At 63.0% G+C, this 12,633-nt stretch carries 12 protein-coding genes; 10 read left to right on the top strand and 2 right to left on the bottom strand.

The features are described from left to right. Nucleotides 1-383: ATP-binding protein (locus tag EN932_RS16005; RefSeq protein WP_245483289.1), on the bottom strand; the 383-nt coding region annotated here is incomplete at its 3' end. 237 nt (nt 384-620) lie between these two features. Here EN932_RS16005 and cpaB point away from each other — a divergent pair. The 10 genes from cpaB to EN932_RS15955 all read left to right on the top strand — a co-directional run bounded on the left by cpaB (nt 621) and on the right by EN932_RS15955 (nt 10,783). Further along, nucleotides 621-1,547: a Flp pilus assembly protein CpaB gene (cpaB, locus tag EN932_RS16000; RefSeq protein ID WP_245465080.1), complete on the top strand. Its 927-nt coding sequence runs from the start codon at nt 621-623 to the stop codon at nt 1,545-1,547. Between the two features lie 30 nt (nt 1,548-1,577). Continuing rightward, complete coding sequence (locus EN932_RS15995) at nt 1,578-3,026, top strand: type II and III secretion system protein family protein (RefSeq protein ID WP_064995330.1); 1,449 nt, start codon at nt 1,578-1,580, stop codon at nt 3,024-3,026. A gap of 4 nt (nt 3,027-3,030) precedes the next feature. Further along, nucleotides 3,031-3,300 carry a hypothetical protein gene (locus tag EN932_RS15990; protein WP_013531962.1) on the top strand — a complete coding sequence of 90 codons (270 nt, stop codon included), beginning with the start codon at nt 3,031-3,033 and terminating at the stop codon, nt 3,298-3,300. 44 nt (nt 3,301-3,344) lie between these two features. Beyond that, on the top strand, nt 3,345-4,559 hold the full coding sequence (locus EN932_RS15985) for a CpaE family protein (protein ID WP_013531961.1): 1,215 nt from the start codon (nt 3,345-3,347) through the stop codon (nt 4,557-4,559). Continuing rightward, the gene (locus EN932_RS15980) at nt 4,556-5,977 is read left to right on the top strand and encodes a CpaF family protein (protein WP_128368910.1); all 1,422 of its coding nucleotides are present in this window, start codon (nt 4,556-4,558) and stop codon (nt 5,975-5,977) included. Before EN932_RS15985 ends, EN932_RS15980 begins: the two co-directional genes overlap by 4 nt. A gap of 4 nt (nt 5,978-5,981) precedes the next feature. Next, nucleotides 5,982-6,947: a type II secretion system F family protein gene (locus EN932_RS15975; protein ID WP_027162569.1), complete on the top strand. Its 966-nt coding sequence runs from the start codon at nt 5,982-5,984 to the stop codon at nt 6,945-6,947. Between the two features lies 1 nt (nt 6,948). Further along, nucleotides 6,949-7,911, top strand: a complete 963-nt coding sequence (locus EN932_RS15970; protein ID WP_127368774.1) for a type II secretion system F family protein — start codon at nt 6,949-6,951, stop codon at nt 7,909-7,911. 80 nt (nt 7,912-7,991) lie between these two features. Continuing rightward, nucleotides 7,992-8,816, top strand: a complete 825-nt coding sequence (locus EN932_RS15965; protein WP_127368773.1) for a hypothetical protein — start codon at nt 7,992-7,994, stop codon at nt 8,814-8,816. A 160-nt stretch (nt 8,817-8,976) separates the two neighbouring features. Further along, entirely contained in the window at nt 8,977-9,447 is a 471-nt protein-coding gene (locus EN932_RS15960; RefSeq protein ID WP_013531956.1) for a hypothetical protein, read from the top strand. Between the two features lie 160 nt (nt 9,448-9,607). After that, nucleotides 9,608-10,783, top strand: coding sequence for a GGDEF domain-containing protein (locus EN932_RS15955; protein ID WP_127368775.1), 1,176 nt, complete (start codon nt 9,608-9,610; stop codon nt 10,781-10,783). A gap of 1 nt (nt 10,784) precedes the next feature. On the opposite strand, the gene gcvP is transcribed toward EN932_RS15955, so the two are convergent. Beyond that, nucleotides 10,785-12,633, bottom strand: a 1,849-nt coding sequence (gene gcvP / locus EN932_RS15950; RefSeq protein ID WP_128368909.1) for an aminomethyl-transferring glycine dehydrogenase, incomplete at its 5' end; no start/stop codon positions are given.

The following is a 12,633-nucleotide window of genomic DNA, read 5'->3' as shown; positions in this document are numbered from 1 at the left end:
TTCTTGAACTTCGGGTGCGGATCGATCGGGATGCCGCGGCCATTGTCCGTCACGGCGAGATAGCCGTCGGCCGAAAGCTCGACATCGATGAAGGTGGCGTGACCGGCCACCGCTTCGTCCATCGAATTGTCGATGACCTCGGCGAACAGATGGTGCATCGCCTTGTCGTCGGTGCCGCCGATATACATGCCTGGCCGGCGGCGCACCGGTTCCAGCCCTTCCAGCACCTCGATGTCGGCGGCGCTATAGCCCTCGCTGCCGTCCTTGGTCGAGGCAGGACGCTTGGTGGCTTGCACCACCAGTGGATCCGCCGGGCGCGCAGCGGTACGCACCGGCTGCGGCTGCTTGTCCATATTGCCGAAGAGATCGTTGCTGTCGTCCATGCCTGCCATAGGTTCCGGTGCTGCGAATCACCTCGCGATACTGCCACGCTTTTCAGCGCCAAGCGACCGAGGTTCCTGTTCCGTTCGGGGATCTGGGCCCTCTTACCCCAAAACCATTCGATAACCAAGCCGGCGGAAATAGATCCGATACCAACGCCCGGGATTCCTGATTCTTTAACAATGCCGCCTAACGTGAGCCCAACTAAATAAGAAACTGCTGATATCAGGGGTTTAGGCGTGAGGGGCAAGGCCATATCGATGATCGGCATCGCCGCCGTTTTCGGCGCGATCTCGATCTTTGCCGCGGATTTCTGGGTCAAAAGCCAGGCCAAGGCCGATTCCGAAGAGAAGACGTCGTCGATTCCGGCACCTGTCGTGCCGAAAGTCGAATTCAAGACCATCGTGGTGGCGAATGCCCCGTTGCGCTACGGCATGGAGCTCGACCGCGCGCAGCTCAGCGAAATCCCGTGGTCGCAAGAGTCCGTGCCGCAGGGCGCCTTCACCACCATCAATGCGTTGCTCGCCGACGGCACTCGCGTGGTGCTGTCGCCGATGGAGGTCAACGAACCGGTGCTGCTGACCAAGCTGTCCGGCCCGAATGGCCGCGCGACGCTCTCCAACATGATGACGCCCGGAATGCGGGCGGTCACCATCCGCACCGACGAGATCGCCGGAGTCGGCGGCTTCGTCACGCCCGGTGACCGCGTTGACGTGGTGCTGACGCGCGATGCCGGCGAAATCCAGGAAGTGGCCAAGAATGCGCAAGGCGCTGCCGGTTCCACCATCACCTCCGAGATCGTTGTCGCCGATGCCAAGGTGCTGAGCGTCGGGCAGGGCGCCGACGAGCGCCAGACGACGCCGCAGATCTCCAATTCGGTGACAATCGAGGTGACGACGGACGGCGCGCAGAAAGTAGCGCTGGCCCGCACCGTCGGCACGCTCTCGCTGTCGCTTCGGTCCGCCAGCGAAGGCGCTGACGGCAAGAACGGCGTCACCACCATCTCCTCCTTCGGCGGATCGGTCGCCTCGAATGTGCAGGCCGCGGCCGGCTCGGTGTTCGACGCCGTCACCAAGGAGCCGGAGAAACCGAAGTTCAAGACGGTCATCGTAACGCGCGGCACGAAGGCCGAGGAATACCAGGTTCCTTCGCGGGACCAGAAATAAACCAGTGGGGACTGGGTGAGGGACGGGACAATGTTCGGGCTGTTCATATATCGGGTCATGACGCGGTTGCGCGTTTTGCGCGCCGTGGCTGTCGCGTCTTCGCTGGCCGCTGCGGCGATGCTGGCCTTGGGCGCCTCGGCGGCGAGAGCTGACAACGACGTCGTCTACGTGTCGTCGACCAAGAATGCGTCAATCAAGGTTGCCAAGGGCAAGCCGAAGACGATCATCACCAGTGCTGCCTTCTACCAGATCGTCATCGGCGATCCGGAGATCGCCAACGTCAATCCGCTGACCGACAAATCCTTCTATGTGCTCGGCAACAATCTCGGCACCACCGGGATTGCGCTGTTCGATGAGAAAAAGCAGCTTGTCGGCACCGTCGACATCGAGGTGACGCTCGACACCGACCAACTGGCCAGCACCATTCGCGCCAGCGTGCCGGATGCCAGGATCAAGGTCGGATCGGCCAATGGCCGTGTCGTGCTGTCGGGCGAGGCCGACGATGCCGTCGCCGCCGAAAAGGCAAACAAGATCGCGACGCGCTTTTCCGGTGCCGAGGAGGTGATCAACTCGGTCAACATCTCATCTTCGCAGCAGGTCCAGCTCAACGTCCGCTTTGTCGAGATCAACCGCCAGGCGGGCCAGGATCTGGGTGCCAAATACGCCGCCAATTTCGCCTATGGCCTTGGCGGCCGCGACGTCTCGATCGATCCGGGCACAGTGCCGGCGGCCGGTACTGGCGAGATCATCGGTCGTCTCCTATCGAACGGCGTATCGATCGATATCGCCATCAAGGCGCTGGAAGAGCGCGGCTTAGCGCGGCGACTGGCCGAGCCGAACCTGATCGCCCGGTCCGGCCAGACGGCTAGCTTCCTCGCCGGCGGCGAGTTCCCGATCCCGGTCTCGGAGGACAACGGCAAGATCTCGGTCAGCTACAAGAAATACGGCGTCAGCCTGGATTTCACGCCTACGGTTCTGAAAGACGGGCTGGTCAGCCTTGATATCGCGCCGGAAGTCTCCTCGATCGACGCGTCGGCCTCCTACAATATCGGGACGATCTCGGTTCCTGGCTTCATCGTGCGCCGTGCCAGGACGTCGGTCGACCTGAAGAACGGCCAGAGCTTCATGATCGCTGGACTGCTGCAGTCGCAAAACGACATCACCACGTCGCGCATTCCGGGCCTCGGCAAGATGCCGGTGCTTGGGGCGCTGTTCTCGTCGAAATCCTATCAGCGGCGCGAGACCGACCTCGTCATCATCGTAACGCCCTATCTGGTCAAGCCGGTCGATCCGTCGAAGAAGCTCGTCGAGCCGACAGATGGCACGCAGCCGGCCAGCAATGCCGACTATTTTCTCAACAACACCGAGGAAGTGAAGGATTCCGATGCCGGTCGCACCGTGGCGTTGGCAGACGGCCGCGTCACTCAACCTGCAGCGGCCGCTTCGGCTGGGCATTTCCTCGACCTGCCGAAGGATTGAAGCCATGCGTCTGGTCTTTGGATCGAGCGTCGCCTTGCTGCTGGCCGGCTTTGCCGCTGGCTGCACCAGCGACGACTATGTGCGCAGCGAAGGGCCAACGGCCGGCGCCGGCAATGCGCAGGCCGCCAACACCGTCATGCAGATGGTCGATCCCTGGAAATACGGGGTCCAGAACACCAGGCTCCTGGTGCCGGCCCAACGAGGCAGTGCCGCGGCTGTCACACCCGATCAGGCGGCCGGTGCCAAGGCGTCGCAGTCGACCACAGGCAACTGATTCAACGGGCAACTGGTCAACGGGCGACCTGACAGGCTGACAGAATGGCAAACGGCATCAAGACCAGGAAGATCCTGCTCGTATCGACCGACAGGACGTTTGCGCAGGACACGCGCACCGCATTCTCCGCCTCCGAGATCATACAGCTCTCGACAGTGGAAAAGAACGTTACCGAGTTGCGCGGCGAGATCCAGGAAGCCGACTTCGGCGCCATCATCGTCGACATGGATGCGGCAAGGCTGGAGGAGGTCGAGTCGCTGCAGCGCATCATGCGCCGGCTGGAGGACAAGGTTCCTGTCGTCGTCGTCACCCAGGAGTTCAACGCGGCCGCGGTGCGCATTCTCGTGCAGCTCAAGGTCGCGGATTTCCTGGTCAAGCCGATCACCACGGCCGATCTGGTGCGCTCCGTCGTACGGGCGCTGCAAGGGCCCGGGCGCGAGGAAAACACCGAGTCGCAAATCTATACCTTCATGCCTGCGGCGGGCGGCGTCGGCACCACGACGCTGGCGCTGCAGACCGCCTTCCAGCTGCATCACTCGGTGACGCGCGGCGCGTCGACCTGCGTCGTCGATCTCAACTTCCAGCAGGGCGCCTGTGCCGAATATCTCGACCTCGAACCGCGTTTCGACATCACCGAGATCGAGAACCAGCCCGAGCGTCTCGACCGCCAACTGCTCGACGTGATGCTGTCCAAGCATGCCAGCGGGCTTTGCGTGCTGGCGGCACCGGCGCATCCAGCCGAGATGCGCTCGTTCAAGACCGATGTCGTGGTGCGCATGCTGGATCTCGTTTCGGCCTATTTCGACAATGTCGTCATCGACATGCCCCGCACCTGGTTTCCATGGACGGAGACCGTGCTGCTCGGTTCCAACAAGCTCTACATCGTCGCGGAAATGACGGTGCCGTGCCTGCGCCACACCCAGCGGCTGATCCAGGCGGTCTACGAGACGGCCGGCAAGGAAGTGAAGCCGAACGTCATCGTCAACCGTTTCGAACAGAAGATGTTCGATAACGGCATCAAGCAGGCGGACGTCCAGGAAATCCTTGGCGAGCATTTCGTCGGCGGCATCGCCAACAACTACCGGCTGGTGCGCGAAGCAGTCGATCGCGGCGTACCGCTGCACGAGATCGATCCCAACGCCAATGTCGTCAACGATCTGAAGAAGATCATCCTGCCGGAAGAAGCGGTCCCGACCCGGGCGAAATCGCGCTCGCTGTTTGGCATGGGCCGTGGATTACTGAAGAGGAAAGCCGGATGACCAGCCGCTTCTCCACCCTGCAGAACCGCGATGCGCGTCCGCAGCGCGCGCCTGAGACGACGCCGGTCGCCCATCATGCCGTCGTCATACCAACCAGCCGAAAGGCTTTGCCGGCAAAGCCGGAAGCAGCGCTGGCGAAGAATGCCAACAAGGTGCTCGATGCGCGCGTGCGTATCCACCGGCTGCTGCTCGAAGAGATCAATCTTGTCGCGCTGGAGCGTTTGCCGAAGGATGAGATGCGCCGGCAAGTGCATGACTTCGTTTCGGAAAAGACCAAGCAGGAGCGGATGGCGATCAACACCGTCGAGCTTGACGCGCTGGTCGACGACATCGTCGACGAGATGGTCGGCCTCGGTCCGCTCGAGCCGCTGCTCAAGGATCCCGACATCAACGATATCCTGATCAACGGCCACATGAACTGCTTTGTCGAAAAGAAGGGCAAGCTGCAGCCGGTCCACATTCCGTTCAAGGACGAGGCGCATCTCCTGCGCATCGTCAACAAGATCGTCGCCGCGGTCGGTCGCCGCGTCGACGAATCGCAGCCGATGGTCGATGCCCGCATGCTGGACGGCTCGCGCTTCAACGCGGCCATCCGCCCGGTTGCGGTCGACGGTCCGCTGGTGTCGATCCGCAAATTCTCCAAGAACAAGCTCGGCCTGCATAAACTGGTCGAATTCGGCGCCATCACCCAGAACATGGCCGAAGTGCTGGCGGCGGCCGTGCATGCCCGCAAGACGACGATCATTTCGGGCGGCACCGGCACCGGCAAGACGACCATGCTCAATGCACTGTCGGCCTTCATTCCGGAAGACGAGCGGCTGATCACCATCGAGGACGCGGCCGAGCTCCAGCTGCAGCAGCCGCATGTCGCGCGCATGGAAACACGTCCGGCCAACATCGAAGGCCATGGCGAGCTGAAGCAGCGCGACCTGGTCAAGAACGCACTGCGCATGCGCCCCGACCGCGTCATCCTCGGCGAGTGCCGCGGCGAGGAGGCTTTCGACATGCTGCAGGCAATGAACACCGGCCACGAAGGGTCGATGGCGACCATCCATGCCAACACGCCGCGCGACGCCATTTCGCGGCTCGAGCAGATGCTTGGCATGACCGGCATGCCGATGACGGTGCCGTCGATCCGCAGCCAGATCGCCAGCGCGCTCGACCTGATCGTCCAACTGACGCGCCTGTCCGACGGCAAGCGCAAGGTGACCAGTGTCGCCGAGGTGACCGGCATGGAAGGCGATGTCATCCAGATGCAGGAGATCTTCCGCTTCGTGCGCACCGGCATGGAGGCCGACGGCAAGATTCTGGGCCACTACGAGGCGACCGGCATCCGGCCGCGCTTCCTCGAGGACCTGCGCGCCATGGGCATCGAGTTTCCCGGACGATATTTCGAACCCGGCCGGCCGCAGGAGTAGCCAAGTGTTCGATGGAATGAGCGCGATCTATGTCGTCTATGCCGCGGCCGCGCTGACCGGCATCCTGATCGCCGAGGCCTGTTACCTGCTTTATGCCGGCCGCAGCGACAAGCGCACCGCCATCAACCGGCGCATGAGGCTGCAGGAAAACAAGATCAGCCAGGAGCAGGTGCTCGTCCAACTGCGCAAGGAGCGCGGCCTTGACGCGGGCACGCCGCTGTTTTCGGCGGACCGGTTTCGCGCGCTGCGAACCCAGTCGGGCATGATCATGCCGCTGTCGAAATTCCTCATGATCACCTGCGGCGTGGCGATGGCGATGGCCCTGGTCGCCATCTGGTACGGCTTGCCGCCGCTGATGGGGTTCGTCCTGTTCGTGGTGCTCATGCCGCTATTGCCGGTGCTGACGTTGCGTTTCAAGCGCAAGCGCCGGCTGAAGCGGTTCGGCATGCAGTTGCCGGAGGCGCTGGAACTGATCACGCGTGGCCTGAAGGCCGGCCATCCGGTGCCGGTGGCGATCGCCATGGTGGCGCGCGAGATGCCCGACCCGATCGGCAGCGAGTTCGGCGTCATCGCCGACGAAGTGACCTACGGATCCGATCTGGTTTCGGCGTTGAACTCGCTGTTCGACCGGGTCGGCCAGGAGGATCTGCCGTTGTTCGTCACCGCCGTCTCGATCCAGACCAGTTCGGGCGGCAATCTGCGCGAGATCCTCGACGGCCTGGCGACGACGATTCGCGAGCGTGGCAAGCTGCGCCGCAAGGTGCGCGCCATTGCGACAGAAGGCCGGATGTCGGCCTACATTCTGACGGCCGTGCCGGCGTTGCTGTTTGCCGCCATCATGGCACTGATGCCGGGCTTCTACAGCGACGTCTGGGGCGAGCCGAAGACCTGGTATCTGCTTGGCGCGTCGATCACCTGGCTGATGCTGGGCAATTTGATGATGTTCAAGATGTCGAATTTCAAGTTCTGACATGCAGGATTTCATCGAATTCCTCGCCTCGCTTGCGCCGACCTCATTGATGCCGGTGGCCATACTGCTGCTGGCGGTGGGTGCTGCCGCTGTTGCCTGGCCTGTTGTCATGGCGAAGGGCGATCGCAACGAGGTCATGCGCCGGCTCAGGGTCGACAACGGTCCCGTGGCCGCCAAACCGGAGCCGGTGCAAAAGAAGAATACCGGCATCGTGCGCGAGAAGGCGGTGAAGCGGGCGCAGGAATTCTACGCCAGGAGCGATCCGGAAAATGTCGCGCGGCTGCGCATGAAGCTTATCCAGGCGGGCTACATGGAGCCGCGCGCTGTCGGCACGTTCTTCCTGATCCGGTTCACTGCGATGATCGGCACGGCAATAGGCGTGTTTGTGCTCAACCGCTGGATGGCCAGTCCGGACGCAACGATGGCCAGCCGCTGGACATTCGTCATCCTGTCGGGCGCGGCCGGTTATTTCCTGCCCGGCCTGGTGCTGAGCCAGAAAGTGCGGGAACGCAGGCGCGAGTACCGCAACGGCTTTCCCGATTTCATGGACCTGATGATTGTCTGCTCGGATGCCGGCATGAGCATGGAGGCAGGCATAGAGCGCGTCTCCAAGGAACTCGCCAAGACTTATCCCGCGCTCAGCCAGAACCTGCAGCTGGTGTCGCTGGAGCTGAGGGCCGGGCGCAGCCTCGACGATGCGCTGAAGGCGCTCGCCGATCGCCTCAGCCTGGACGAGGTGCGTTCCTTCGCCACGCTGCTGCAGCAGTCCAAGGAACTCGGCACCAGCCTGTCGGGGGCGCTGCGCGTCTTCTCCGACGACATGCGCCATAAGCGTATGTCGTTGGCCGAGGAAAAGGCGCACGCTCTGCCTGCCAAGATGTCGGTGCCCGTGGTTGTGTGCATCCTGCCGGTGGTGCTGATGATCGCGGCCATTCCAGTCATCGTCAAAATGACGGCGCACTAGCGAGCGCTCCACAAAAGCCCTAGCAAGGGGCTGACAAACCATTGTCCTGACCGAACCCGGCTTTGCAGGTGAGAAAGTCCATGCTGCTGCGCACCCTCTTCCTTGGCCTTGCCGCGGCCAGCCTGTCGCCCGCCTGGGCCGTGGCCGGCGATTGCGGCGATGCCGCCGCCTTGGTGCAGCAGGCCTATCCCAAAGCTCGAAAGAGCGCCGACGGCACCTCGTTCACGCTCGAACCCCACACCAGCATTGCCCTGACATTCGCGTATGGCGATCCGCCAGGGCTGGTTTGCAAGATCTGGCCCGCCCATGACGACCTGCTGTTGGTCGCAGTGCCGCTGATGGACGGGTCCCAACCCAGCGACTACGCGCATGCCGGCGATATCGAGCTTTTGATTGTCGACAGGAAGAGCTGGCAGGTGCGCCAGCGCCTGCTCCAGCCCGGGCTGATGAATGATGATGCCATCGCCATCCGCCAGGTGGAGCTTGATACCGGCCGCTATGCGCTGGCGCCCGATGTTACTGCCTTTGGCCTGCGCATCGAAATGGCAAACAATTCGCTGCCTAATCCGTTCAGTGAAACCGACCTGCGGCTCTATGCCGTCGATGGCGATTCCCTGAGGATGGTGCTCGATGGCCTGGTCGTGGCCGGCAATGGCGGCGAGGGTGATACCAATTGCGCCGGATCCTTCCATACCAGTCGGGTTAGCCTGGCGATGAGCCCGGCCAAACATCATGGCTACCACGACATAACGGTGGTCGAGCGAATGGATACCGACAATCCGTTGCCCGACAAGGATGGCGAGTGCCAGTCCCATCCCGGCAAGTCCGTGAGCCAAACCTACCGGCTACGCTATGACGGCAGCCGGTATACGGCTCCTGCGGGGCTCGAAGCCCTGGAGCCGTGAGGACGCCGCTGGCTGCGACTGAAGCACCGCGGCCTGGTGGTTAATGGCTGGTGTGCCCGAAGCCGAATTTTGGCGGCGTTTCGGCACCGAAGTTTAATCGCCGCTGATATATTGTGTTTCCTGAAGAACGACCCGGCAAATCGGGCGATGAGGCAGGGGCATGCGTCACAATAATTTCCCGGCAATGGCCACGATGGCGGCCGTCTTGATGATGTCTGGCTGTTCGACGAGTGGCGTCGACACCACCAAGACCACCGCCATCCAACCGGCGGCTAAAGACACCGAAACCTCCGATCTGGCGCAAGGCAAGGCGCAGTTTCGCGACGCCAATTACGGCCTCGCCGAAAAGCACTTCCGCAAGGCCGTCGAGTTGAAGGCCGACAATGCGGAGGCCTGGATGGGGCTCGCGGCTTCCTATGATGAACTCGGCCGCTTCGACTTCGCCGACCGTGCCTACGGCCAGCTTCTGAAAGTCGCCGGTCGCAGGCCGCAGATCGTCAACAATATGGGTTATTCGCAACTGCTGCGCGGCAATCGCAAGAAGGCCAAGGCGCTGCTGCTCGAAGCGAAGGCCGGCATGGCCGATCCCACCGTCGTCAACGCCAACCTCGCTCTCCTGAACAAGGGTTGATCTCGCGTCCAATGGTCCGGTTTCGGGACACGTGCCATCGACGCTTTGTAAACCCTATCTGCAGGTTGCATCGATGGATCGCCTGAAAACCCGTATCTGGGGGCAGCCGCTGACCTAGAATGCAGCGCAACCGCCGACGCTCGAGAGGCCCTTGCCCGATATGCTGGACTTCAGTTCGCTCCTGCTCGCAGCCGCGCTGTCGGGCATATGCCTCAGCGTCACCATGTTTGCGATCTGGTTCACCGCGCCCAAGGCAGGTTTCGTGCTGACGGTGGCGTGCGGAATTCTGGTGCTCGTCGCGCATGTGATCCTGTTCTGGCGGTACACCAAGGACCCCGATCCGCTGCTTTGCCAGATCGTGCTTGCGCTGCTCAGCCTGGGGTTCCTGATCCTCTGCTTGTCGGCCATGCAATATCTCGGCGTGCCCGGCTACAGGCGCGCCGTTGCACCGGCGCTTGCCGCCATGACTATCTGTGCCGCTGTCACTTTCCTTGGCTTTGACGGCGTTGGCTTCATCATCACCTACACCACGGTGACGGCGCTGCTGTCGGCGATCGGCGCCATGTTCTGGATCAACGGCAGTCACGATCGCCGCATCCTGCTGGTGGTTTCGTTTCTGAGCGGCACCTGCGCGATGTCGTTTGCGCTTTGCGGCGTGGTTCTGCTGACCAAGGGGCAATGGACGCTCGCGGTTGCGCCCGACAATTGGGCCGAACGATTGAATTCCGTCGTGGCGGTGGCCTGCATGACCGGGCTCGGAGCATTGACGCTCTCCCTCCATCATCTGCAGGCGCAGATCGAGCTCAAGGCCGAGACCATGACCGACCCGCTGACAGGGTTGCTGAACCGCCGGGCATTGACGTCGCTTTACGGCGAGCGGAGTTTCGGTCCATTCATGTCCATCGTCATGTTCGACCTAGACCACTTCAAGCGGACGAACGATGTCTACGGTCACCCGGTTGGAGATCAGGTCTTGTGCCGTTTTGCCGCCGTCATCAAGAAATATGCCCGGCCCGGCGTCGACGCTTTTCGCCTTGGCGGCGAGGAGTTCGCAGTCGTCATGTCGCGGATGACGGACGAAAAGGCCTACGATCTCGCCAGCAAGATCGGCGTGGCTTTCGGCGCCGAAATCGTCCCCACCCAGCTCGGCAAATTGCGCAGCACGGTCAGCGGCGGCATCGGCTTTGGCGAGGCAAGCGGCAGCAGCCTCGACAACGTGCTCACCGAGGCAGACGCGGCGCTCTATGCCGCCAAACGCGCCGGACGAAATTGCGTCATCAGCCGCAAGAGGATGGGCAAGGCCGAGCCGATCAAGCCGGCCTTGCGCTCAGCGTAAATTACTCCGCGGCCCCCAGATAGTCGGACAGCGGCGGGCACGAGCAGACCAGGTTGCGGTCGCCGGCGACATTGTCGATGCGTGACACCGGAGGCCAGTACTTGGCTGCCGTGTCGGCGTCGCCGGCCGGATAGGCCGCTTCCAGGCGCGAGTAGGGATGGTTCCACTGGCCGGCCAGCGCCTCGGCGGCGGTGTGCGGCGCGTTGACCAGCGGATTGTCGGCCAAAGGCCATTCGCCCCTGGCGACTTTTGCTGCCTCTGCCGATATGGCGATCATGGCCTCGCAGAAGCGATCGATTTCCCGCTTGGGCTCGGACTCGGTCGGCTCCACCATCAGCGTGCCGGCGACCGGGAACGACATGGTCGGCGCGTGAAAACCATAATCGATCAGCCGCTTGGCGACATCGTCGACACTGATGCCTGCACTCTCCTTGAGCACACGGGTGTCGAGGATGCATTCATGCGCGACGCGTCCCTGCCTGCCCTTGTAGAGCACCGGGAAATGCGCACTGAGCCGCGTCGCGATGTAGTTGGCGGAAAGGATCGCCGTTTCGGTCGCCTGCTTCAGGCCCGAGGCGCCCATCATGCGGATATACATCCAGGTGATCGGCAGGATCGAGGCGCTGCCGAAGGGGGCGGCGGAGACGGCGTGCGCCGAGCCTTCGGTGACATGGCCGGGCAAATACGGCTTCAAATGCGCCTTGACGCCGATCGGCCCGATGCCGGGTCCGCCGCCGCCATGCGGAATGCAGAAGGTCTTGTGCAGGTTCATGTGGCAGACATCGGCGCCGATGTCGCCGGGACGGGCAAGCCCGACCAGCGCGTTGAGGTTGGCACCGTCGAAATAGACCTGGCCGCCATGCTCATGGATCAGCGCGCAGAGATCGCGTGCGCCTTCCTCGAACACGCCATGCGTCGAGGGATAGGTGAACATCAGCGCTGCGAGATTTTGCGCATGCTCAGTCGCCTTGGCCTTCATGTCGTCCATGTCGATGTTGCCGTCTTCGGTGCAGCGCACGACGACGACGCTCATGCCGGCCATCGCCGCGCTCGCGGGATTGGTGCCATGCGCCGAGGAGGGGATCAGGCAGACGGTGCGGTGGTTGTCGCCGCGCGAGCGGTGATAGCCGCGGATGGCGAGCAGTCCGGCATATTCGCCCTGGCTGCCGGCATTGGGCTGCAAGGTGACGGCGTCGAAGCCGGTGATCTCCGACAGCCAGCCCTCCAGCTCGCCGATCATGGCACGGTAGCCTGCCGAGTGCGCGGCCGGGGCGAAAGGGTGCAGATTGGCAATGCTCGGCCAGCTCACCGGCATCATCTCGGCGGCGGCGTTGAGCTTCATGGTGCAGGATCCCAGCGGGATCATGGCGCGGTCGAGCGCCAGGTCCTTGTCGGCCAGCCGGCGCAGGAAGCGCATCATCTCGGTTTCCGACTTGTTTTCGTGGAAAACAGGCTGGGTCAGGAACTCCTTGCCGCGCGGCTTGCCGGGCACCGTGCTGTCGGCGGAGGCACCAGCCTTGGCGCCGAACAGGGCCGCGATTGCGTCGAGATCGGCCTCGGTGGAGGTTTCGTCGAAGGCGATGCCGATGTGGTCGGCATCGACGGCACGCAGCAATCTGCCGCCCTTTTCAGCGGCGGCGGCGATCGAAGCTGCCTTGCCCTTCACCTCGGCCGTCACCGTGTCGAAGCGGCTTGACCCGAGCACGGAGATGTTTGCTGCTTTGAGCCCGGCGGCAAGACGATTGGCCAACGTGTGGATGCGCCCGGCAATCGCCTGCAGCCCGGCGGGGCCGTGCCAGATGGCATAGGCGGTCGCCATATTGGCGAGCAGCGCCTGCGCGGTGCAGATG

Origin of the sequence: Mesorhizobium sp. M7A.F.Ca.US.002.01.1.1 (assembly GCF_004022955.1) — a bacterium.
Taxonomy (GTDB): Bacteria; Pseudomonadota; Alphaproteobacteria; order Rhizobiales; family Rhizobiaceae; genus Mesorhizobium; species Mesorhizobium ciceri.
This window is presented reverse-complemented; position numbering and strand designations above follow the sequence as displayed.

Bases quoted from the DNA above. Each gene is read 5' to 3' on its own strand.
- EN932_RS15995 (WP_064995330.1), top strand. From the start codon at position 1,578: ATGTTCGGGCTGTTCATATATCGGGTCATGACGCGGTTGCGCGTTTTG.
- EN932_RS15990 (WP_013531962.1), top strand. From the start codon at position 3,031: ATGCGTCTGGTCTTTGGATCGAGCGTCGCCTTGCTGCTGGCCGGCTTT.
- EN932_RS15965 (WP_127368773.1), top strand. From the start codon at position 7,992: ATGCTGCTGCGCACCCTCTTCCTTGGCCTTGCCGCGGCCAGCCTGTCG.
- EN932_RS15955 (WP_127368775.1), top strand. From the start codon at position 9,608: ATGCTGGACTTCAGTTCGCTCCTGCTCGCAGCCGCGCTGTCGGGCATA.
- EN932_RS15980 (WP_128368910.1), top strand. From the start codon at position 4,556: ATGACCAGCCGCTTCTCCACCCTGCAGAACCGCGATGCGCGTCCGCAG.
- EN932_RS15960 (WP_013531956.1), top strand. From the start codon at position 8,977: ATGCGTCACAATAATTTCCCGGCAATGGCCACGATGGCGGCCGTCTTG.
- EN932_RS15970 (WP_127368774.1), top strand. From the start codon at position 6,949: ATGCAGGATTTCATCGAATTCCTCGCCTCGCTTGCGCCGACCTCATTG.
- EN932_RS15985 (WP_013531961.1), top strand. From the start codon at position 3,345: ATGGCAAACGGCATCAAGACCAGGAAGATCCTGCTCGTATCGACCGAC.